16 protein-coding genes are annotated in these 23,093 nt (G+C 71.3%); 11 read left to right on the forward strand and 5 right to left on the reverse strand.

Annotation, left to right across the window (positions count from 1 at the left end; genetic code table 11):
• Position 1: 1 nt before the first annotated feature.
• The 5 genes from ABXJ56_RS09910 (at position 2) to ABXJ56_RS09930 (ending at position 6,905) form a co-directional block, all read left to right on the forward strand.
• Positions 2-1,594: a bifunctional hydroxymethylpyrimidine kinase/phosphomethylpyrimidine kinase gene (locus ABXJ56_RS09910; RefSeq protein WP_435404974.1), complete on the forward strand. Its 1,593-nt coding sequence runs from the start codon at positions 2-4 to the stop codon at positions 1,592-1,594.
• A gap of 104 nt (positions 1,595-1,698) precedes the next feature.
• Positions 1,699-2,244 carry a hypothetical protein gene (locus tag ABXJ56_RS09915; RefSeq protein ID WP_353999506.1) on the forward strand — a complete coding sequence of 182 codons (546 nt, stop codon included), beginning with the start codon at positions 1,699-1,701 and terminating at the stop codon, positions 2,242-2,244.
• A gap of 25 nt (positions 2,245-2,269) precedes the next feature.
• On the forward strand, positions 2,270-3,001 hold the full coding sequence (locus ABXJ56_RS09920; protein WP_353999507.1) for a CPBP family glutamic-type intramembrane protease: 732 nt from the start codon (positions 2,270-2,272) through the stop codon (positions 2,999-3,001).
• A gap of 942 nt (positions 3,002-3,943) precedes the next feature.
• Positions 3,944-5,335, forward strand: coding sequence for a DUF2254 domain-containing protein (locus ABXJ56_RS09925; RefSeq protein ID WP_353999508.1), 1,392 nt, complete (start codon positions 3,944-3,946; stop codon positions 5,333-5,335).
• A gap of 355 nt (positions 5,336-5,690) precedes the next feature.
• On the forward strand, positions 5,691-6,905 hold the full coding sequence (locus ABXJ56_RS09930) for a hypothetical protein (protein ID WP_353999509.1): 1,215 nt from the start codon (positions 5,691-5,693) through the stop codon (positions 6,903-6,905).
• Here the strand turns inward: ABXJ56_RS09930 and ABXJ56_RS09935 are convergent.
• Positions 6,884-7,903: a serine hydrolase domain-containing protein gene (locus ABXJ56_RS09935; RefSeq protein ID WP_353999510.1), complete on the reverse strand. Its 1,020-nt coding sequence runs from the start codon at positions 7,901-7,903 to the stop codon at positions 6,884-6,886. The genes ABXJ56_RS09930 and ABXJ56_RS09935 overlap by 22 nt on opposite strands.
• Before the next feature lie 682 nt (positions 7,904-8,585).
• Between ABXJ56_RS09935 and ABXJ56_RS09940 the strand changes: the two genes are divergently transcribed.
• The 4 genes from ABXJ56_RS09940 (at position 8,586) to glmM (ending at position 15,491) form a co-directional block, all read left to right on the forward strand.
• On the forward strand, positions 8,586-12,776 hold the full coding sequence (locus tag ABXJ56_RS09940; protein WP_353999511.1) for a DUF5979 domain-containing protein: 4,191 nt from the start codon (positions 8,586-8,588) through the stop codon (positions 12,774-12,776).
• Between the two features lie 393 nt (positions 12,777-13,169).
• Complete coding sequence (rplM, locus tag ABXJ56_RS09945) at positions 13,170-13,616, forward strand: 50S ribosomal protein L13 (RefSeq protein WP_353999512.1); 447 nt, start codon at positions 13,170-13,172, stop codon at positions 13,614-13,616.
• A gap of 25 nt (positions 13,617-13,641) precedes the next feature.
• Complete coding sequence (rpsI, locus tag ABXJ56_RS09950; protein ID WP_353999513.1) at positions 13,642-14,115, forward strand: 30S ribosomal protein S9; 474 nt, start codon at positions 13,642-13,644, stop codon at positions 14,113-14,115.
• Between the two features lie 14 nt (positions 14,116-14,129).
• On the forward strand, positions 14,130-15,491 hold the full coding sequence (gene glmM, locus ABXJ56_RS09955) for a phosphoglucosamine mutase (protein ID WP_353999514.1): 1,362 nt from the start codon (positions 14,130-14,132) through the stop codon (positions 15,489-15,491).
• 171 nt (positions 15,492-15,662) lie between these two features.
• Here the strand turns inward: glmM and ABXJ56_RS09960 are convergent, their stop codons facing one another.
• The 4 genes from ABXJ56_RS09960 to ABXJ56_RS09975 all read right to left on the reverse strand — a co-directional run bounded on the left by ABXJ56_RS09960 (position 15,663) and on the right by ABXJ56_RS09975 (position 19,684).
• Positions 15,663-16,586: a TetR/AcrR family transcriptional regulator gene (locus tag ABXJ56_RS09960; RefSeq protein WP_353999515.1), complete on the reverse strand. Its 924-nt coding sequence runs from the start codon at positions 16,584-16,586 to the stop codon at positions 15,663-15,665.
• Between the two features lie 308 nt (positions 16,587-16,894).
• Positions 16,895-17,413, reverse strand: coding sequence for a hypothetical protein (locus ABXJ56_RS09965; protein WP_353999516.1), 519 nt, complete (start codon positions 17,411-17,413; stop codon positions 16,895-16,897).
• Between the two features lie 375 nt (positions 17,414-17,788).
• Positions 17,789-18,559, reverse strand: coding sequence for a TetR/AcrR family transcriptional regulator (locus ABXJ56_RS09970; protein ID WP_353999517.1), 771 nt, complete (start codon positions 18,557-18,559; stop codon positions 17,789-17,791).
• A gap of 183 nt (positions 18,560-18,742) precedes the next feature.
• Complete coding sequence (locus ABXJ56_RS09975) at positions 18,743-19,684, reverse strand: Ppx/GppA phosphatase family protein (protein WP_353999518.1); 942 nt, start codon at positions 19,682-19,684, stop codon at positions 18,743-18,745.
• A gap of 141 nt (positions 19,685-19,825) precedes the next feature.
• On the opposite strand from ABXJ56_RS09975, the gene coaA reads away from it, so the two are divergent.
• Complete coding sequence (gene coaA, locus ABXJ56_RS09980) at positions 19,826-20,788, forward strand: type I pantothenate kinase (protein WP_053548550.1); 963 nt, start codon at positions 19,826-19,828, stop codon at positions 20,786-20,788.
• A 253-nt stretch (positions 20,789-21,041) separates the two neighbouring features.
• On the forward strand, positions 21,042-22,895 hold the full coding sequence (glmS, locus tag ABXJ56_RS09985) for a glutamine--fructose-6-phosphate transaminase (isomerizing) (protein ID WP_353999519.1): 1,854 nt from the start codon (positions 21,042-21,044) through the stop codon (positions 22,893-22,895).
• Positions 22,896-23,093: the final 198 nt, after the last annotated feature.

Raw genomic sequence — 23,093 nt, forward strand, 5'->3', positions numbered from 1 at the left:
GATGCGCGATACCCCTCGCGCCGGACCCCGGGCTGTACCCCGGGTGCTCAGTATCGCCGGCACGGATCCGACCGGCGGTGCGGGCATCCACGCCGACCTGAAGAGCATCGCGGCGAACGGCGGCTACGGCATGGCGGCCGTCACGGCGCTCGTCGCGCAGAACACGCGCGGTGTGCGGTCGGTGCATATGCCGCCGGTGGAATTCCTCACGGAGCAATTGGATGCCGTCTCGGACGACGTCGCGATCGACGCGGTCAAGATCGGGATGCTCGGCACGGTCGAGGTCATCCGCGCGGTCGAGGAGTGGCTGACCCGGGTGCGTCCGCCGGTGGTCGTGCTGGACCCGGTGATGATCGCCACGAGCGGTGACCGCCTGCTCGATCGCGAAGCCGAGACGGCACTCCGGGAGCTGGCGGCGCAGGTCGATCTGGTGACGCCGAACATCCCGGAGCTGGCGATCCTCGCGGGCGAACCGGTCGCGACGGACTGGGCCGGCGTTCTCGCGCAGGCAGCGCGCGTCGCGGATCGGCACCGGGTACGGGTCCTCGCCAAGGGCGGCCACCTCGAGGACGGGAACGCCGGGCAGCGGATGCCGGACGCGCTCGTGCTTCCCGGCGGCGACGTGGTGGAGTTCGCCGGCGTCCGGATCGACACGACGAACACGCACGGCACCGGCTGCTCGCTGTCGGCGGCCCTGGCGACCCGCGTCGCGCAGTCGGGGAACTGGACGACGGCGACGGCGGAAAGCAAGCGCTGGCTGGCCGAGAGCATCCGGCACGGCGCGGAGCTCGAGGTCGGGAGCGGGAACGGCCCCGTCAGCCATTTCGCGGGGCTCTGGACGCGCGGCGGGCTCTCGACCCGACCGACCGCCGCGGAGGTGCGCGCGGAGTGGTGGGACGCGATCGCGGCCGAGCGTGCCGCGATCGATGCGCTGCCGTTCGTCCGCGGGCTCGGTGACGGCACACTCGCCCGCGACGAGTTCACGGCCTACCTCGCCCAGGATGCGCTGTATCTCCGCGACTACGCGCGGGTGCTCGCCGAAGCCAGCCGCCTCGCGCCCGATCAGGAGGCGCAGGCGTTCTGGGCGCTGGGCGCGCACGGGGCGCTCGCCGCCGAGATGCAGCTGCACGCGAGCTGGCTGGGGGAGGAGATGGCGGGGGAGGTCGCGGCCGGCGTTCGCCTCGATCGCACGCCGGGAGCGGATGCCGTCGCCCCGGCGCCCGTCACGATCGCGTACCTCGACCACCTGCTCGCCGTCGCCGCGCGGGGCGACTACGGCGTGCTCATCGCGGCACTCCTGCCCTGCTTCTGGCTGTATCAGGATGTCGGAACCCGCCTGCATGCTCTCTCCCATGCCGAACACCCCTATCGCTCCTGGCTCGACACCTACGGTGACGTGGCGTTCGCCGCATCCACCGAACGGGCGATAGCACTCGCGACGAGAGCCGCGGCGGGCGCGGACGAGCCGACGCGCGCGGCGATGCTCGAAGCGTTCCAGCGTTCGGCCCGGCACGAGGTGGCGTTCTTCGCCGAGGCCGGAAGCATGCGCGCGCATGCGTCACGGCAGCGGCACGCGATCGTTACCGGGTTGTAACTGCGGCGATTCTGCGTTTTTCCTGAGAGTCGCTATGGTTGCTCGGACATAGACCTGCCCGAGGGTCGCTACACAACCACTCCCCAAAAGATACGGAACTCCCCATGAAGAAATCCCTCGCGGCTGTCGCAGTTGCCGGTGCCATCGTTCTGACCGGCGCTTCCGCGGCCCACGCCTATCCCGTCGACATCGGCTGCACCGTCAGCCCCGGAACCGTCGCCGTCGGCCAGTCGGCCACGATCAACTGCGTCGCGTTCAACGACGATTTTCCCGCCACCTTCACCGTCACCGGCCCCGGCGTCGTCCAGGGCGTGACCCTCACCTCGGTCTCCGCGTCCGCGGTGAGCTCGGCATCCGTCACGAAGGATGTCGTGAACGGTGAGACCTCGGCGACCTTCACCCCGCCGACCGCGGCCGAGTACGAGATCACCGTCACGCAGGACGGCGGCGAGTTCGGTTCCTTCACCGACTCGCTGGCGATCACCGTCGTCGAGGGCTCGGCCTCCGGCGGCACCGGATCCGAGGGCGGCCTGCCCGCCACCGGCGGCGGCGTCCCGGGAGCTGCCCTGTGGCTCGGCGTCGGCGCGCTCGGCGTCGGCGGTATCGCGGTCGCTGCGGCGGCTGCCCGTCGCCGCGCATCGCGCGTCTGACCTCGTCGGCTCCGCGCACCCCGCGGTGACCACGCTCACGAACGACGGCCGGGTGGCCTACACCCGGCCGTCGTTTGCGCTCGCCGTCGCGGCAGGCGCGTGGCTCCTGACCGCGGCCCTCCTGCTGTGGACCGACGACGGTGCGGGTGCGGACGGTGCCGGCGCCGGCTGGTTCTGGGCACTCGGCGATCTCGAACGACAGCTCTTGGCCCTCGCCTTCGTCGCGGTTCCGCTCACCGCGGGTGCAGTCGTCGCCGCGCGGTGGGCAGGGCGCGGCGCGATCACGCGGGTGCTCGGCATCCGCCCGTGGCGATGGAGTGACGCCGCCCTGGGTGTGGGCATCGCGCTCGTCGTGCGCGCCGCCGTCGAGGTGGTCGAACCGACGACGGGAACCCTCGGCGGTCCGTTCGGCGCGTCGGCGGGCGTCGTCGCGGTCAGCGTGCTCGGGGCGGTGGTGGTGGCACCCGTGGTGGAGGAGGTCTTCTTCCGCGGGCTGATGCTGCGCGCCCTCGTCGACGCGTCGGGCGCCCTCGGGCGCGGGCTCGCGTCGGTGGTCGCGGTGGCCGTGTCGACAGCGGCGTTCGTCGCGCTGCACCTGGTGACGCTCGGGCCGTTCGCGCCCGCGGGTCTCCTCGTCGGGACGGTCGGCATCGGCATCGGGTGCGGCGTCCTCGCGCTCGCCACCGGACGCATCGGAGGAGCCCTCGTCGCGCACGCCCTCTTCAACGCGATCGGCATCCTTCTCATCATTCTCTAACCGCTTTGGGCCGTTTTGTCCCCCGAAAGGCCTACAGACGTCGGCGATGACCGGTGCGTAGGCTGGAGCCCAAGAGCACGGACCCCAGCCTGCTCTTCATGTCCGTCCTCGATCGTCGCTTCGGGTGCGACTCGTATCATCCGGACGGACAGCGGCCCGCGGCCCCCCACCGCGGGCCGCTTCATTTTTGCCTGAGGGTCATCGCCGGTGCGGTCGGCCGTCTCGCCCGTGTCGGGCGGGCGCCGTGTCGAGTGGGCGCCGTGTCGAGTGGGCGCCGTGTCGAGTGGGCGCCGTGCCGAGCGGGCGCCGTGCCGAGCGGGCGCCGTGCCGTACCGAACTCCTCCTTTTCGGGGCGCGAGGTCGCTTCCCGGGGTCTTTCGGTCGCGCGGCCGGCGCTTCTGAGGAGTTCCGTCCGCGCGACCGCGCCCACCTGTCCCGTGAGGACGCGCGGGCGAGCGGCCCGGACGTCACCTATCTCGGCGACGGATGATGCCGCCGATCAGGATGCCGACGATGACCGCTCCGGCGATCCAGAGCGCGATCGCGGCGGCGATGAAAATGACTGCGGAGACGACGTCGTCCATCACAGATCCCCCTCCCCAGGGGTATCCAGCGGGAGGATCGGGCATCCTCCGTGCGAGAACTGTACGCCCGGATGCCGGGGCGTGGGCCGCGAGGCGGTTCAACGATCCGATATCGGTGTGCGCGCGTACCGAACTCCTCCTTTTCGGGGCGACCACCGCCGGACATGCCCGTCTCCGTGCGGGGACGCTCGAATCTGAGGAGTCCGGTACGCCGACCGGCGCCAACCCGCCGCCCGCGCCGGCCCCGGCCCCCGCCGGCCGCCCGGCCCTACGGACCGGCCCCCGCCGCCCGCTACCCCTCGCATCACCGGTCCGCAAGGGTCCGGCATCCGTCGACGGCCCGGGAGAGGATCGAGCCATGAGCTCCTCCACCCGCGCCACTTCCGGAACCGACGCGCGGCGACGGGGGTGGTGGGCGCGGGTGAACGAGTCGATCGAGTCTCGGCTGTGGCCGGTGCCGTTCACCGTCGTCGTGCTCGCGGTCCTCGTCGGCATCGTGATGCCGCAGCTCGACATCGTCGTCGACGAATCCCTCCCCGACACCGTCGACTCGCTCGTCTTCAACGGCGGCGCGGAGACGGCCCGCACCGTCCTGTCCTCGATCGCCGGGTCGCTGATCACCGTGACGTCGCTGACGTTCTCACTCACCGTGGTGGCACTGCAGCTCGCCAGCAGTCAGGCGTCTCCTCGTGTCCTGCGCCTCTTCGCCCGCGATCGCCAGGTGCACTGGACGCTCGCCGCCTTCCTCGGAACCTTCGCCTACTCCCTCACGGTCCTCCGGTCGGTGCGGTCCGATACCGAGCAGATCCCGGAATTCGTCCCACGCATCTCGGTCACCCTCGCATTCGTCTTGACGCTCGTGAGCGTCGGCACCCTCGTCTTCTTCCTCGCGCACCTCGCCGCGCAGCTGCGGGTCGAGACGATGCTCAAAGACATCCACGCCGACACCGACCGCACCATCGACCGGGTCTCGGCCCGCAATCGCGCGGCGCAGGGCGCGCGAGAGCCCGGCATCCGTCCCGACGCGTCGCACCTCACGAAATCGACATCGAGCGGATTCGTCACCGCGCACGGTCACGCGCGTCTCGTCGAGATCGCGAGCGATCACGACCTCGTCATCGAGGAACGCGTGCGCGTCGGCGCGAACATCGTGGCGGGGATGCCGCTCGCGGCATGGTGGGATGTCCAACCCCATTCCACCCCGGGTTCCGAGCGCCGCGCGGGGGAGCGGCAGGCCGAGATCGATGACGCGATCCGCGCGGCGTACGGGATCGGGTACGAGCGGACCGCCTCCGAAGACATCGACTACGGGGTCGAACAGATCGTCGACATCGGACTGCGGGCGCTGTCGCCCGGCGTGAACGATCCGACCACGGCCGTCCACGCGCTCGGGCATCTGAGCGCGATCGTGACGCGCGTCGTCGACATGCCCGTGTTCCCGCGCGTGCTGGCCGGGGAAGACGGGGCACCACGCGTGCTCACGGTCTCACCCGGCGCCGATGAGCAGGTCGACGCGGCTCTGAGCCCGGTGCGCCACTACGGCGGGGAACATCCGGCCGTGGTCGCGCGGTTCGTGCAGGCGGTCGACGAGATCGCCACGCTCAGTACGGATGCCGCGGTCCGCGCCGCGCTGACCCGCCAACTCGACGCCCTCGCCGCGCAGACGGGACCCGGGTCGGGATCGGACCCGGCGTCGACGGAGCGCGGGCTGTCCGCCATCGCCGCGGTACGTGCGCGGCACGGGCTGTGACCGGTCGCCCGACGGCCGGATGCCGGCCGGTCGCGGGGTCGAGGCGGGCCGAACTCCTCGATTCCGTCCGTGTGCGGGCTGGGCAGGCCGGTTTCGGCGGTTTCGGACCCGGATCGGAGGAGTTCGGTACACGACGGTCGGTGCACCCGCTGTCGCGGCGGCAGGCGGGATCGGGCTCGTCTCCGGGCCGGCACCTGCCGGTCACCGGGCGGAGACGAACCGAACTCCGTCGACTCAGCGGGCTGCGGGCCGGAAGAGCCGGTTCCGGAGGTTTCTGCTCCGAATCGGAGGAGTTCGGTACGGCGTGCCGGGGAGACGGGCGCGACGTACGAGGCTGAGGACCGGAAGGAGCGGCATGAGTCGGGAGATTCCGCGCGGCATGGCCGCGTTCGCGTCAGCCGCGGCGGACGCGCGGGCCGCTGCGTCGGCGGTCGCGTCGCCTGAGGTGGTCGCGGACACCGCCGCCTTCTCTCGCGCGGCGCAGTACCTTCTCATGGCGACGTCGTCGGTGAGCGGAGCCCCTCCCGAGGGCGACGCGCTCGACGCGCCGGCCGTCGGCCCGCCGGACCCGCACGGGACACACGCTCCCGCGGACGACCCGATCGACCTTCCCGCTGCTGCGGCGTTGCACGCGCGGATCGCCGCGACGGGCGACCCCGTCAGCCTCACCCGCCTGCTCGCCGGTCGCCTCCGCGACACCGCCCCCGTCGAGGCCGCGGCGGCGGCCGCCTCCCTCCACGCGATGATGCCGGACCACCCCGGGGCGGTGACCGCGCTCGCGCGGCTCACCCGATCCGCCGATCCGCTTGCGCGGGCGATCGCCGCGACAGCCGCCGCCCCCGCCGCACCGGCCGCCGCCCCCGCCGCACCGGCCGCCGCGCGCACTCCCGCGATTCCCGAGACCCCCGCCGCGCCTACCGTCCCCACCCGCTCGCGCACCGCGGTCAGCACCACCGTGCACGGCACGTTCGCGCTGCTCGGCGACACGGGCTCGCGCTGGTATGTCCCGGGCGCGCCGCTGCACGCCTACTTCGGCGCGCGCGTCGGCCGGAACCTCTACGACGGGCCGGGCTTCTTCACCTGGTCCGGACAGTATTCCGAGGCCGCCCGCCGCGCCGCCGGCGGCGCGCTCATCGCCTGGGCCTCCGCCGCGACGGATGCCGACACCCTCGACGTCGTCTACGCCCACAGCCATGGCGGCACGGTCGCGTTGAACGCGGCATCCGTCGGCCAGCGCATCCGCGTGCTGGTGCTGATGCACGCGCCGGCGGTCGAGCGGATGCCGGAGGAATGGGCGGCGATCCGCCGCGCCGTCGATCGGGTCATCGTCCTGCGCACCCGGTTCGATCTCGTCGTGCTGGCCGACACGCTCGCGAGCCGCGTCCGCCCGCCGCGCTCGCGCACGACCTTCGCGCAGACGGACCTGCCGCACGAGCTCGTCGACCCGACGCAGTCCGAGGTCGACGTGCCTATCGACCTCTTCTCGCACGACTACTTCCTGCGCGTTCCGACCTGGGAGCGCGAGCGGCTCGACGAGCGGGTTCGGCGTCAGCCGGTGAGCTCGACGTAGCGCTCGATCACGGGCCACGCACCCTCGGACGTGTTCGCGACGATCGACACGGTCGCGCGCGTCTCGGGATCGAATCGTGACCGGCCCGAGACGCCGGCGTCGTATCCCTCGAGGAGCATGCCCGGCCCGTCGAGGTCGAGCCAGAACCCCGCGCCGTAGCGCAGGTCTTCCTCATCGACGGTCTCGCGCGGACGCACGAGGTCGTCCGTGGCATCCTTCGGCAGCAGGGTTCCGTCCGAGAGCGCCCGCCAGAACCGGCTGAGGTCGGCCGCGGTCGTGTACACGCCGCCGTCGCCGCTGCCGCGCACGGGAAGGTGGAGGACGTTCGTGCGGTCGTCGTCATCATCGAAGAGGTAGCCGCGCGCGGCGTCGCCGGGGAGGGTGTCCATGCGGAGATATCCGCTTCGCTCCATCCCGGCGGGGGCGAAGACGCGCTGCTCCACCAGATCGTGGAACGGGATGCCGCTCGCGCGCTCGGCGACCAGGGCGAGCACGACGTAGCCGCTGTTGTTGTACGCGAACGCGGTGCCGGGCGCGGAGACCTGGGGGCGCCCGTCGAGCACCGCGAGGAACGCCTCGGTCGTGTCGAGGCGATGGGTGGGAACGTCGAGGACGTAGTCGGTCACCTCGCCGTCTCCGGATTCGTCGAGGTAGTCGCCGATCCCGGAGGTGTGGGTGAGCAGCTGCTCGACCGTGACCGCATCGTCGATGAGGGGCAGGTCATCGCGAAGGATGCCGCGGACCGCGGTGTCGGCGGAGAGAGTGCCGTCGGCGATCAGCGCCCGCACCGCGACGGCGGTGAACCCCTTGGCGATGCTCGCGACGCCGAATCGCGTGTCGACCGTGTTGGCGACGCCGAAGGCGCGGTCGGCGAAGCCGTACGCGCGCGCTCCCACGAGGTCGCCGTCGACGTCGACCGACACGACGCCGTCGAAGCCCGAACCGCGCGCGGCGTCGTCGAGGGCGGCGAACAGGGCGGGGAAGTCTGTGATGGCCATCGTCCGACCCTATCCAGAAAGGGCTTTCCGGTGTCGAGTGCGCCGCCCCGGCCGTGCCGGGCTCCTCCGATCCGGGCCCGACGCGTGTCATCAGGCACCCTGCGGGGCGCGATCACGTCCATTTTGAGGAGTTACGTACGGTACGCCGCCGCGGGCCGCGGGCCGCATGCCGCGCCACGCGCACGCCGTCGCGGGCCGCATGCCGCGCCACGCGCACGCCGTGCCGGTCGCGATCCGCCGCCACCGGCACGTCACCGGGGAGCCGCCGGCGTCGGCGGTGGTGACCCCCGCAGGGGGGTCATTTCCCTCGGAGATAAGACGCGAATCCACCCATTTCGTGACGGGGCACCGATGAATTCGCCGCGAATTCTTGCGCGGGAGAAAGGCTGTCTTGAGGGGAAACTGAGACACGCCGTGAATTGCGCATGCGTGCATGGGAGCCGATAAGTTCGACAGAAGCGCGCGATCAGCGCCGGGGGAATTCTCGCCGTGCCACACCTGGGGGTGTCGTGCGGCGCCGCTCGGCCTGGCGCGCCGCAGCGATGACGCACCATGAAGGGTCTCTTCGTCGTGCGCTTCTCGCGCACAATGCCGTTCGGGATTGTGAGGAAATGCGCCTTATCCGAGGCGCTAATCGTCGCGCCCGCGGTACGGAATACGACCCGGAACAAAGGTGAAACACGTGCGTACGCATTTGTCGAGATGGATCGGCGCCCTCGCTGCCGCTGCCGTCGTCTTCTCGGGGGTGATCGTCGGCGCACCCGCCGCGATCGCCGCGCCGAATCCCGCCATTGTCGTCTCCCCGGTCACCGTCGAGAGCATCGACGGCGGCCAGGCCACGATCGGCGACATCCTGACCCTGAAGGGCGCATGGGACGCCACGAACGCCGACCCGCAGCCGGGGGACACCTTCACGGTCGGCCTCCCGCCGGAGCTCGCGTTCCCCGAGGCGATCCCGTTCCAGCTCCTCGGGGCCGACGGCACGATCTGGGGCTCATGCCTCACCGATCCCGCCACCGGCATCGCCGAATGCACGCTGTCGGATGCCGTCATCGACCGCCCCGAGCAGGTCAAGGGCACGTTCGAGCTCGAGATCGAGGCCGTCCTCGCCACGACCGAGGAGGCGCTCGAGTTCAACCTCAACGGGGAGCTCGTCCTGGTCGATCTCCCCGGTGACGGCGGCATCTCGGACGGCATCGTCCTGCCCACGGACTGGGACAAGTCCGGCTCGCTCAATGCCGACAAGTGGTCGATGACGTGGACGATCAACGTCCCCGGCGCCAGCCTCGCCGGCAACGACACGGTCCGCATCCTCGATGACCTCGGCGACAATCACGTCCTCTGCGACCCGTCGCGGCTGCGCGTCCAGACCGTCCGCGGATCCACCACCACCGACGTCACCTCGATCGCCGCGATCGCGACGGATGTCGAGGCCCCCTACGACTTCGCCATCGACCTCACCGCCCCCGAGGGCGGCTTCGAGCGCACCGTCACGTACCGGATCACCTACACGACCTGCACCCCCGACGGCGAGATCGACCCGAAGGGCACCGTCTACGAGAACGAGGCGTTCATCGCCGCGTTCGGTGAGCGCGGGCAGCGCTCCGGCGTCATCGGCGTGACCCAGGACTGGGCGTTCTCCGGCACCATCACCAAGTCCGGTTCCGTCCTCGGCGGCGCGCAGCGCAACGGCACCATACGCTGGACGGTCACCGTCTCCGGCGACCACCTCGTCGGCAAGGACGCCTTCACCCTCGCCGACACACTCACCGGACCCCACGAGGTCCGCGACACCACGGTGTCCGGCATCCGCGTCTACGAGCGTTACGGCCCGAGCACCGTCCGTCAGCGCGAGATCACCAACCAGCTCGACATCACTCCGGTGTCCACGACCGCGGGATCCTTCGAGGCGTCGCTCGCGATCAAGGAGGGCGCGGAGTTCGCGTTCCAGCCGCTGCAGCACCTGTATCTCATCACCTACGAGACCTACGCCACGACCGACGGTCTGCCCGAGTCCGGCACCGCCTTCGGCAACTCCGCGACTGTCGACCTCGCCACGGCCGGCACCGAGACCAAGGTCCCCGGCCGCTCGGAGGGCAAGGGCGGTGCGGTGAACACCTCCGCGGTCACCCTCGACGGCATCCGCTACTTCCCGCAGACGACGATGAACTGGAGCGTCCGCGTTCCGGGCCAGAAGCTCGCCGCGCTCGAGAGCGACCTCACGATCGTCGACACCCTCACCGGCGCGCACGAGGTGTGCGGCACGGGTGAGGACGTGGCCGCGCGCCTGGGCCTGCGGGTGCAGGCGATCGACCAGATCGCGGGCGGGGGCCTGCCGACCGTCGATCTCACCGAGAGCGCGACGGCGACCCTCGGCGTCGACCCGGAGACGGGCGAGCCGCAGTTCACGGTCGTCGTGCCGCGTCCGACCCTTGCGCTCCCCGGCGGCGGCACCGAGACCGGGTTCAGCCGCGAATACCAGTACCTCGTCACGTACACCACCTGCACCACCAGCGGAGGAATGGATGCCCCGGGCACGCGCTACGGCAACACCGCCGAGCTGAACGGCCTGACCTACACGCAGTCGGTCGTGCAGAACAACCGCGGCAGCGGAACCGGCGAAGGCGTCACGCGCGGCTCGGTCTCGATCGCCAAGAGCCTCGCCGACACCCCCGGTGCCGCGTTCGTCGCCGACGACACCGTCTTCACCGTCCACGTGAAGGAGATCGACCCGCAGGGCACCGTGCAGATCGAGTACGACCTGCGCGTCCCGCTGAACGGCGACCCCGTCAGCGGTCCGAACTCCCGCGGAACCGGCTGGACCGCCGAGCTCAGCGAGCCGACGTTCCCGAGCGTTCCGGGGGTCACGTTCGGCACCCCCCGCTTCGCCGCGGCCGAGCATGTCGCGGTGAGCGAGGACGGGGCGGTCGCCACGGCATCCCTCACCCCGGGTGCGAACATCGACGTCTCCCTCACCAATACCGCGCAGCTCGGATCGCTCGAGGTGACGAAGTCGGTCGAGGGCGGCGCGGCCGACCGGGTCGACCCCGGGCAGCGCTACAGCCTGACCGCGGCGATCGACGTCTCGGCGCTCGGCGAGGGGTTCCCCGCCCAGAAGGACCGGACGTTCACCGTCACCGCGGGTGAGCCCTACGTCCTGGCCGACCTGCCGGTCGGGGCGACCGTCACCCTCAGCGAGACGCTGCCCGAGGACGACGACATCCTGACCTGGTCGCCGGCGACCATCACGCCCGAGAGCATCCTGGTCGAGCCCGGTTTCGCCACCGAGGCCGGCGTGATCTCGGTCGTGAACACCGTCGAGCGCACGGTCGGCACGTTCCTCCTCGAGAAGACCGTGACGGGCGCGCAGGCCGAGAACCCCGCCGTCCCCGCCGACGTCACCGTCACCGCGACATGGACCCAGGACGGCGTCGACGGACAGAAGACGCTGATCGTCCCGGTCGACGGCACCCCGGTGCCCCTCGGCGAGAACCTCCTCATCGGCACCGTCGTGACGCTCACCGAGACGCCGCTCGTCGACGGCTCGAGCATCGCGTGGGGCGCGCCGGTGTGGTCCGGCGCCGGTGTCACCGTCGACGGCGAGAGTGCGAAGGTCGTCATCGGGCGTGACGCGGAGGCCCTCGTGTCGCTGGAGAACCACGCCGCGACGTCGACCGCTGGCATCCGGATCCTGAAGGGGATCGCCGGAGCCGCCGCCGACGAGGTCGACCCCGGCGTCACCTTCCCCGTCACCGCGACGTGGACCGACGCCGAGGGCGAGACCCAGACGCGCGAGCTCGAGATCAACGCCGTCGAGCCGACGTCGCTGGGGGAGGAGCTGCCCGCGGGCACGGTCGTCACCCTGACCGAGGGCGAGCGCCCCGGCATCCCGACCGTCAGCTGGGGCGACATCGTCATCACCGGCACGAACGTCGGCGACAACGGCGACGGCAGCGCGACGGTCATCGTGTCGGACCTGCAGTCGGACTCGACGCTGGTCACCGTGCTGAACGAGGCGAACTGGGCCCCGGGCACCCTGACGGTGGCGAAGTCCGTCGAGGGGATCCGCGCCGACCACCCCGATCTTCCCGAGACGGTCACGGTCGTGGCCTCCTGGACGGAGTGGACGGATGCCGGCGAGACGGCGCAGTCGGTCGAACTGACCGTCCCCACGGACGGCACCCCCGTCGCGCTGGGTCAGGACCTGCCGCACCTGACGGAGGTGACCCTCACCGAGATCGACCCCGCGCACGGGGCGAGCTTCACGTGGGCGCTTCCGGAGTGGTCGGGCGACGGCATCCGTGTGCTCGAGGACGGCTCGGCTCTGGTGACGATCCAGGCGGCGACGGATGCCGCGATCGGCCTCGTGAACACCGCGGTACCGACCCTGGGCGACCTCACGCTGGTGAAGGCGCTGGACGGCGCCGGGGCGGGCGAGGTGCCCGCGGGCACGGTCTTCCCGGTGACCGTGACGTGGACCGACCTCCTGGGTGACGCGCAGGAGCGCGCCGTCGAGGTGCGCGCCGGGGCGGAGACGGTCGTCGCCGACCTGCCGATCGGCGTCGAGCTCACCCTCGTCGAACGGGAAGCGACTCTGCCGGACACCGTCCGCTGGGCCGGGGCGTCCTGGGCCGTCGAGGACGACACCGTCACCCTCGCGGCCGACGGTGCCACGGCGACCGTCGAGCTGGCCGCGCGCGAGGCGGGGACGGCGGAGATCACCCTCACCAACACGATCGACGAGGTTCCGGCGCTCGCCGTCACCGGTGGGACGTTCGTGTGGAGCACGATCGCCGTCCTCGGTGCGCTGCTGCTCGCCGCGGGCGCCGCGCTGGTGATCCTCCGGGTGCGCCGCACCCGGGCGATCGTCTGAGGCCGGGGTGACCGGCTGACGCCCGGCGTGGCCGGCTGACGCCCGGGTGACCGGCTGACGCTGTACCGAACTCCTCCGATCCGGGCCGGAGAGATGCCGCAGGGCACCTTTCCGGCCCGGATCGTGGCGTTTCTGAGGAGTTACGCCCCGGCCCCCCCCCCCCCCCCCCCCCCGCCCCCCCCCGCCCGCCCCGCCCCGGCCCACCCAAACCGCCGGCCCGGCCCGCCGCCGGTTTGGCCGGCGCCCCGGGATGCCGTAAGGTTGACCTTTGGTGTCCGGCTCAGCTGACCCGGCACCGCGAACGTGAGCCCTCCACTGGTTTTCTTCCCCACCGGAAGGACCCCGGAGTGGGATTCACGAACCTCTCCGTTCGATCAAGAAAGCAGCACTACTGTGACGCGCACCTACACCCCGAAGACTGGTGAAATCCAGCGCGAGTGGCTGGTCATCGACGCGAACGACGTCGTCCTCGGACGCCTCGCCTCGCACGCGGCCGCCCTCCTCCGCGGGAAGCACAAGCCGACCTTCGCCCCTCACGTCGACACCGGCGACTTCGTCGTCATCATCAACGCCGACAAGGTGGCCCTGACCGGCCAGAAGCTCGAGCAGAAGAAGGCCTACCGCCACTCGGGCTACCCGGGCGGCCTGAAGTCGGTCACCTACTCCGAGCTCCTCGAGAAGAACCCCGTCCGCGCCGTGGAGAAGGCCGTCCGCGGCATGCTCCCCAAGAACAGCCTGGGTCGCCAGCAGCTGTCGAAGCTGAAGGTCTACGTCGGTGCCGAGCACCCGCACGCGGCTCAGCAGCCCAAGACGTACACCCTCGACCAGGTCGCCCAGTAAGCGCCGCACAGACAAGGACATACTCGTGGCGAACATCGAAGAATCCACCAACTTCTCGACCGAGACCCCGGTCGACGAGACCGCCGTCGCGACCGAGCGCCCCGTGCTCTCGGTTCCCGGTGCGGCCGTCGGCCGCCGCAAGCAGGCGATCGCGCGCGTGCGCCTGGTCCCCGGCACCGGCACCATCACCATCAACGGCCGCTCGTTCGAGGACTACTTCCCGAACAAGCTGCACCAGCAGCTGGTCACCGACCCCTTCACGGTCCTGAACCTCGCGGGCGCGTACGACGTCATCGCGCGCATCCACGGCGGTGGCCCCTCGGGTCAGGCCGGCGCGCTGCGCCTGGGCATCGCCCGTGCGCTCAACGAGATCGACGTCGAGAACAACCGCCCGACGCTGAAGAAGGCCGGCTTCCTGTCGCGCGACGCGCGCGTCAAGGAGCGCAAGAAGGCCGGTCTCAAGAAGGCCCGTAAGGCGCCTCAGTACTCGAAGCGCTGATCACGCGGGTTCCGATGCCTCTATTCGGCACGGACGGTGTGCGTGGCCTCGCCAACGGCGAGGTCCTCACCGCCGAACTCGCACTCACCCTGGCCCAGGCGACCGCGGTCGTCCTGGGCCAGGGGCGTACGGCCGAGGCGCGCCGGGCAGCCGGCAAGCGCCTCACGGCCGTCGTCGCGCGCGACCCGCGCATCTCGGGGCACTTCCTGAGCGCCGCGGTCGAAGCGGGCCTCGCCTCGTCCGGCGTCGACGTGCTCGATGCCGGTACGCTCCCGACCCCGGCTGCGGCCTTCCTCGTCGGCGACGTCGACGCCGACTTCGGCGTGATGATCTCGGCGTCCCACAATCCCGCCCCCGATAACGGCATCAAGATCTTCGCCAGCGGGGGAGTGAAGCTCCCGGATGTCGTCGAGAGGCGCATCGAAGAGGCGCTGACCCAGCCGAAGCTCCAGCCGACGGGGGCCGCCGTCGGCCGCATCCGTCGATTCGCCGACGCCGAGGACCGCTACGTCGTGCACCTGCTCGGGTCGCTTCCGAACACCCTCGACGGACTGCACGTCGTGCTCGACTGCGCGCACGGCGCGGCATCCGGAGTGTCGCCGGAGACCTTCCGCGACGCCGGGGCCGAGGTCACCGTCATCGGCGCCGACCCGGACGGCCTCAACATCAACGACGGTGTCGGGTCGACCCACCTCGACCAGCTCGCCCGCGCGGTCGTCGACGCCGGCGCCGACCTCGGCATCGCGCACGACGGCGACGCCGACCGGTGCCTCGCGGTGGACGCCCAGGGGCGCATCGTCGACGGCGACCAGATCATGGCGATCCTCGCGGTCGCCCTGAAGGACCGCGGACGCCTCGTCGACGACACGCTCGTCACGACCGTCATGAGCAACCTGGGCCTGCATCGCGCGATGGCCGAGCACGGCATCCGCGTCGAGACGACGGCCGTCGGAGACAGGTACGTCCTCGAGCGCATGAACGAGGGCGGCTTCTCGCTCGGCGGCGAGCAGTCCGGCCACGTCATCATGAGCGACTACGCCACGACCGGCGACGGCCTCCTCACGGGCCTGCACCTCGCCGCCGAGATGGTGCGCCAGGGCAAGACCCTCGCCGAGCTCGCGTCGGTGATGACGGTCTACCCGCAGGTGCTCATCAACGTCTCCGGCGTCGATCGCACGCGTGTCTCGGACGATCCGGGACTCACGGATGCCGTCGCCGCCGCCACCGCCGAACTCGGCGACGCGGGGCGGGTGCTGCTGCGCCCGTCCGGCACCGAGCCGCTCGTGCGCGTCATGGTCGAGGCGGCCTCCGAGGACGACGCGAAGCGTCATGCGGAGACCCTTGCCGCGGTCGTGCGCGAGCGCCTCGCCCTCTGACGAACCGGTTCCCCTCCGTTCACTTGTCGCCTCTTGCGGATGTCGCGCTGCGCGACCCGCAAGAGGCGACACGTGAACCGCCCTCGGTGGCGCCTTCCTGCGGGTGTCGCGTTGCGCGACCCGCAGGAGGGCGCCACCGACGGCGCGGAAGTGGAGCGGAGGCCCCGGGGGTCAGCGGCTCAGGACGCCGTCGTGCTCGGGTGCGCCGGCGCGCGAGACGGGGATCTCCTCGCTCAGACCCTCCACGAGCGCCCAGAACGCCGTCGCGACGAGAGACCACGGCACCTCGTCGCCGTCGAGTCCCGGGCCGCTCATGTCGTCCGAGAACGACTCCGAGCCGATCAGCGCGCGGCTCACGAGACCCTCGACGACGGATGCCCCTGCGGTGACCAGCTGGCGGTACGTGACGCCCGGGCGCGGACGGCGGTGGACCACGGCGAAGATCTGCTCGTAGAACCGCGCCATCCGCTCGAGGAAGACGGTGTCGGTCTCGCGGAGGACGTCGCCGACGACCTCCCGACGGTTCTCGGGCAGGCTGTTGACCGAGACGGACAGGGCCATGTAGCTCTTCCACTCGGACGAGCCCATCGTGTCGTGGAAGTTCCGGACCAGCGCCACCCGCACCGCCTCGCGGAGCACGACCGTGCCGCCGGCCGGGTCGGGTCGGCCCGCGGCATCCGTCATCCGATGCGCGTTCTCGGCGAGGACGCGGCGCACCTCGGCGACGGATCCGTCGGAGGCGATCGACAGGGCTCCTCCGTCGGCGAGGCGGGGGCGGAGGGTGTCGACCATCAGATCGGTCATGAGCTGCTCCTTGCCGCCGAACGCGGCGAACGCCGAGCTGCGGGGGACTCCCACGCGACGGATCAGCTCTTCCATGTTGAGGTGGTGCAGCCCGACGGTGAGTCCGTCGTCGCCGAGCATGTCGTGGGCGGCCGCGAGGACGCGCGTGCGCAGCTCCTCGCGGCTGAGGCGGGGTGCACGCGGAGGGCGTGCGGGGCCCTCGGCGCCTGTGCGGCTGTCGGGGGCCTCGGCAGCTGCGGTCGTGTCGGAGGCGGGGGTGCGGGGCGCGCGGGGGGACGCGGAAGGGACCATTCTGGGCTTCGATTCGGGTGCGTGGAACGTGTGGGCGAGGGCGTACCGCGGGCGTTTCGGGACGCCCGCAGTCCGAGAACCGTAACCCGAGGTCATGAACCTATGGACTGTGAATCCAAAGTCTTGAATCGGGGTGGTTCTTCGTCTAGTCTCGTTCCTGCCGATGTTTGCTGTCTACGCGGTCGAATTCGACGCATAGGCCTGGGGGTGAGCATTCGGCCGCGTTGCTGACCCGGCGTGATGACCGGGGGGCCATCGCGCCGGGTCGGCTCTTCTTCTGCGAAGCGGTCGATCGGCCGCCGGCCGGGTCAGCTCGTGACCGGCGAGACCAGGTAGGTCAGGCTCGGCGGCGTGCTCGTGTCTCCCTCGTCGGGCAGGATCGCCGACAGCGACACCCGCCACTCCGGCCCGGCGAGGATCCAGATCTTCATCTGGCCCATGTCGGTCTCGCCCTCCATGACGTAGCCGTCGGCGACGAGCTGATCCTTGATGCGCTCACCCTCCGCGGCATCCGTCACCTCGAAGGTCGCCTGATACCCGCCCTCGGCCGCCATCGAGAACATCGGGCTGCCCTCCGGAACCGGGATCTCGGCGGGCCACCCCTCGGGGAGCGACGCGCCCCCGCCGGTGTCGATCTCGATGTCGGACCCGGTCTGCTCCTCGATGATGCGCTCGACGCCGTCCTGCACGCCGCCCTGGACGAGCTGGTCGATCGGGTTGGTGCATCCGGAGAGGAGGAGAGCGGATGCCGCCACCGCCGTCGCGGCGACGAGCAGGAGCGGGCGGCGAAGGGCGCGGGAAGGGGTGTGCGGGTCGGGTGATCGCATGAGGGCTCCAGGTGTCGGCGAGGTGTCGGCAGGCGTGCAGCAGGGCTCGCCTGCCGATGAGGAGCATTGTGGCACCCGCCTGATACCCCGCGGGAGGCCCGTGGGCTCGCGGAACCTGAATGCTGCCCCAAGATTTCCCTCAGGTCGTCTCCGCGCCATTGCCCGCGGTCGGTCGGGTCACTTACTCTCGACGAGCCGTGAGTCGTGCCCGACGCCTTCGAGCGTCGAGCCGTTGCTGGGGAGTAAGGCTCATGTGCGGCTGGTCCGGTGTTCTCTGGGGAGTGGATACCGGACCAGCCCCCGTTCCGGCCGCTCTCTCCGCCCCGGCATCCGCCCGCCCCGGCATCCGTCTCGCCGCGGCATCCGCTTCGGTGCTCAGACCGCTTCGGTCATCCCGTCGACGAGCGCCATCAACGCGATCGCCGAGAGGTGCCACTGCACGTCGGCGCCGTCAATGCCCGGGAGACCGACCCACTCCGCGGTGAGCGGCTGACCGAACGCCGGACCGGTCGCCACGCCCTCGAGCGTCGAGGACGCCGAGGTCACGAAATGGGCGATGGAGAGGCCCGGGCGCATCCGCACGCCGAAGCGCTCGAACGTCGCAGCGTAGGCGGCGGCCATCGTGTCGAGGTAGATCTCCTGGATGGTGCCGAGACGGGCGCGCAGCTCGTCGCGCTCGGAATCGGGGAAGCTGTCCAGCGACATCGACAGGGCGCGGAACGTCCGCCACCGCGGGGCGCGCACGAGGGTCTCGTGCATCTGCGGGAGGGCCCGCCGCACACTCTCCCGGAGCAGGGCGTGTCTGCCCTCGGCATCCGTCATCAGGGCGCCGTTCTCGGCGACGACCGCCTCGACGCTGTCGGTCAAGAGCCCCGCGAAGCGTGTGGCGAGCGGGCTCGACGGCGAGAGCAGCCGCAGGGCGAGCTGGAAGAAGAGGTTCTCCTTGCTGCCGAACGCGTGGAATGCGGAGCTGCGCGGCACCCCGACCTGGCGGATGAGGTCCTCCATGTTGAGCGGGTAGGCGTTCACGCCGAGGCCGCGGCCGTCGAGCATGCGCTCGGCCTCGGCGAGAAGCCGCTCGCGCAGCTCCTCCTGCGGGATCCGCGCGGCGCGAGGGCGGCCCGCCGCCGCGCTCGAGTCAGCCATGGGCGGGGCGGAGCGAAGGAAGGGTGGGCATGCGGTCCTCTGCGAGATGTCTGTCGATGGAACCGTGGGCGGAGTCGTCACGCGGATGCCCCATCCTAGGCCGATCCGCGCAGACGCATCAGGGGGTGCGCGCGACGGGCGCGCCGCCCGCGACGCCATGCGTTCAGGGGGTGTAGCGGCGGCTCAGGATGCCGGGTGCCAGGACAGCGACTCGATGTACCGAAGCAGCACCCCTTCGCGCAGGGCCCAGGGCGAGGTCTCGAGTTCGTCGATGTCGAGTGCCTTCATGGCCTGATGCAGCACCACCGCGCCGGCGACGATCTGGAAGGTGCGGTCGGCCGTGATTCCGGGGAGCTCCTGCCGCGCCTCAGCGGGGATGCGTGCGAGCCGCGGGATCCATGCCTTCAGTTCTTTACGCGGCAGCACCATGCGCTCGATGCCGGACCACCCCGGCATCGGGACGCCGGCGAGCTTCGCGAGCGACCGGATCGCCTTGGACGACCCCACGACGTGATCCGGACGCGGGTGGCCGCGGAGCATGTCCACCACCGGTGCCAGGGTCTCCGCAGCGTGCTCGCGCAGCCGACCGATATCGGCCATGTCGGGTGGGTCGGACGGCAGGAACTGCACGGTCATGCGTCCCGCCCCGAGCGGGACCGACACCGCGGCATCCGGAAGTTCATCCGCCCCGGCGGCGATCTCGAGCGATCCTCCGCCGATGTCGAACAGCAGGATCTGACCCGCCGACCACCCGAACCAGCGGCGGACGGCGAGGAAGGTGTAGCGGGCCTCGGTCTCGCCGCCGAGCACCTGGAGAGGCTGACCGAGCGCGGCCTCGATGCGGGCGATCACCTCGACGCCGTTCGCGGCCTCGCGCACCGCGCTCGTGGCGGTGGCGAGGAGCTCGTCGACACCCTCCTTCGTCGCGACGGCGCGGGCATCGGCGACCGCGCGCTCGAGGGCGGCGACACCCTCCTCGGTGATCGCGCCGTCCGGTCCGAGGTAGCGCATGAGGCGCAGGACCGTTCGCTGACTCGTCGTGGCGAGCGGCCGGCCACCGGGTCGGACGTCGGCGACGAGCAGATGGACGGTGTTCGAGCCGATGTCGAGGACTCCCAGGCGCACGCGCTTCAGCGTAGTGGGCGCGGCATCCGGCGCCCGTCGCGCGGCGCGGGAAGCGAGAGAGGGCGGGGGAGACGGATGCCGCGCGCGACGCGCGTCGGATCGGGCACGGCGCGCGCCCGCCGCGCGACTACGATGGGCGCGATGTCGACAGAAGACGCGCTCGCGAGCGCACCCGCGCCCACGGCGCTGTCGCTGTACCGCGAGATCGCCCGGGACGACTGGGCGCGGCTGGCGGCGGGGATGGCGCAGCCGCTGTCCGAGACCGAGCTGCTGCAGATCCGGGGGCTCGGCGACCGGCTCGATCTCGACGAGGTCAAGCACGTCTACCTCCCGCTCAGCCGCCTGCTGTCGCTCTACGCCGAGACGACGAAGCGGCTCGGGGCGGACACGTCCGAGTTCCTCCGCGAGCCCGACACCACCACGCCCTTCGTCGTCGGCGTCGCGGGGTCGGTCGCCGTCGGCAAGTCGACGATCGCGCGCCTGCTCCGCGAGCTCATGAGCCGCTGGCCGGGGACACCGCGGGTCGCCCTGGTCACCACCGACGGGTTCCTCTACCCGAACGAGGAGCTCGAGCGTCGCGGACTCATGTCGCGCAAGGGGTTCCCCGAGTCCTACGACCGGCGCGCCCTGGTCTCCTTCCTCACCGACGTCAAGAGCGGGGCCGACGAGGTGCGCGCGCCGTTCTACTCGCACATGCACTACGACATCGTGCCGAACGCGTCCATCACGGTGCGCCGGCCGGACGTCGTCATCGTCGAGGGACTGAACGTGCTGCAGCCGCCGCCCGCACCGAACGACGTCGCGGTGAGTGAGCTGTTCGACTTCTCGGTGTACGTCGACGCCGACCCCGCCCACATCGCCCAGTGGTACGTCGAGCGCTTCATGAAGCTGCGGAGCGGCGCCTTCGCGAACCCGAATTCGTACTTCAACGTGTACGCCGAACTCGACGACGCCGAGGCGGAGTCCACCGCCCTGGGGTTCTGGAACTCCATCAACCTCCCGAACCTGGTCGAGAACGTCCTGCCCACCCGGCACCGTGCGTCGCTCGTGCTGCAGAAGGCCGCCGACCACACCGTCGAGCGGGTCCTCCTCCGCAAGCTCTGACCCTCCGGCGCTCGCCGGACGGCGTCGGGCGGGCCTCGGGCAGCGGGGTCGGACGGCGTCGGGCGGGCCGCATGGGCGCGGGTGCGGCATCCGCCGCGTACCGAACTCCTCCGATCCGCGCGCGACGCGGCCCGATCGGGTTGTTTGGGGGGCGCCGCGCCGGATCTGAGGAGTTGCGTACGGCATGCCTCGCGCACCCGCCCCGCGGGGCATGCGGCAAGCTCCCACCCTCCTCAGATCTAGGATTGGGCCCATGTGCGGAATCGTCGGTTACGTGGGCCCGCGGCCCAGCCAGTCCATCCTCCTCGCGGGTCTGTCGCGCCTGGAGTACCGGGGATACGACTCCGCCGGCATCGCCGTCATCGACGACGGCGGCGACCTCGGCATGCGCAAGAAGGCCGGCAAGCTCGCCGTCCTCCGCGACGACCTCGAGTCCCACCCCCTGCCCGCCGGCACGACCGGCATCGGCCACACCCGCTGGGCGACCCACGGCGGACCGACCGACGCCAACGCCCACCCCCACCTCGCCGACGACGACAAGCTCGCCGTCATCCACAACGGCATCGTGGAGAACTACGCCCCGCTCAAGGAAGAGCTCCTCGAAGAGGGCCACGTCTTCCTCAGCGAGACCGACACCGAGGTCGCCGCGGCGCTCCTCGCCCGCGAGTACCGCACCCACGACGGCGACCTCGAGGCCGCCTTCCGCGCCACCGTCGGCCGCCTCGAGGGTGCCTTCACGCTCCTCGCCGTCCACACCGACCACCCCGGTCTCGTCGTCGGTGCGCGACGCAACTCGCCCCTCGTGATCGGACTCGGCGAGGGCGAGAACTTCCTCGGATCGGATGTCGCGGCCTTCGTCGAGCACACCCGCAACGCCCTCGCCATCGGCCAGGACCAGATCGTCGCGATCACCCCCGAGGGTGTCACCGTCACCGACTTCGCCGGCGACGCCGTCGAGGTCGAGCCGTTCGAGGTGACGTGGGACGCCGCCGCCGCGGAGAAGGGCGGCTGGTCGAGCTTCATGGCCAAGGAGGTCTCGGAGGAGCCCGAGGCCGTCGCGAACACGCTGCGCGGCCGCATCCGTGACGGCGCCGTGGCGATCCCCGAGCTCGACGGACTCGACGACCTCTTCCGGGGGATCTCGCGCATCGTGGTCATCGCCGCCGGAACCGCCGCCTACGCCGGCATGGTCGGCAAGTACGCCCTCGAGGAGTGGGCGCGCGTGCCCGTCGACGTCGACCTCGCGCACGAGTTCCACTACCGGAACCCCGTCATCGGCCCCGACACCCTGGTCATCTCGATCAGCCAGTCCGGCGAGACGATGGACACGCTCATGGCGGTGAAGTACGCCCGCGAGCGCGGCGCGAAGACGCTGTCGATCTGCAACACCCAGGGCGCGACGATCCCGCGCGAGTCCGATGCGATCGTCTACACGCACGCCGGACCCGAGGTCGCCGTCGCCTCGACGAAGGCGTTCGTCGCCCAGATCACCGCGCTGAACCTCCTCGCCCTGCACATCGCGACGGTCCGCGGAGAGCTGACCGCCGAGCAGGTGGCCGAGCAGGTCGCCGAGCTCGAGCAGATCCCGGAGAAGATCCAGCAGATCCTCGATGAGGAGCAGCCGCACATCGAGCAGTTCGCGCACTGGATGGCCGACACCCGCTCGGTGCTCTTCCTCGGCCGTCACGTCGGCTACCCGATCGCCCTCGAGGGTGCGCTGAAGCTCAAAGAGATCTCCTACATCCACGCCGAGGGCTTCGCGGCGGGCGAGCTCAAGCACGGACCGATCGCGCTCATCGAGCCCGGCCAGCCCGTCTTCGTCGTGGTGCCCTCGCCGCGCGAGTCGCCGGTGCTGCACTCGAAGGTCGTGTCGAACATCCGCGAGATCCACGCCCGCGGCGCCCGCGTCATCGCGGTGGCTGAGGAAGGGGATGCCGCAGTCCTGCCGATCTCGGACGAGGTGCTGCGCATCCCCCTGACCGGTGCGATCACGCAGTCGCTGCTCGCGGTCGTGCCGCTGCACATCTTCGCGATGGGACTCGCGACGGCCAAGGGCCTGGACGTGGACCAGCCGCGCAACCTCGCCAAGTCCGTCACCGTCGAGTAGGCGCGAGGCGCTCGGCGTGAAACGCCGGGGCGAAACCGACGTGCAGAGCCCCTGTGGCCGCCCGTGACGTCGATTTCACCCCGGCGTTTCACCGTCCGCCGCGCCGAACCGCGGCTCCCGCGTCGAAAACGCGGGACGACACGCGGCGGCGGGCCGCGGCATCCGTCCGGAACGGCGAAATCTCCCGCGTTCTCGGCG

It is taken from the genome of Microbacterium aurantiacum (assembly GCF_040532595.1).
GTDB classification, from domain to species: Bacteria; Actinomycetota; Actinomycetes; order Actinomycetales; family Microbacteriaceae; genus Microbacterium; species Microbacterium chocolatum_B.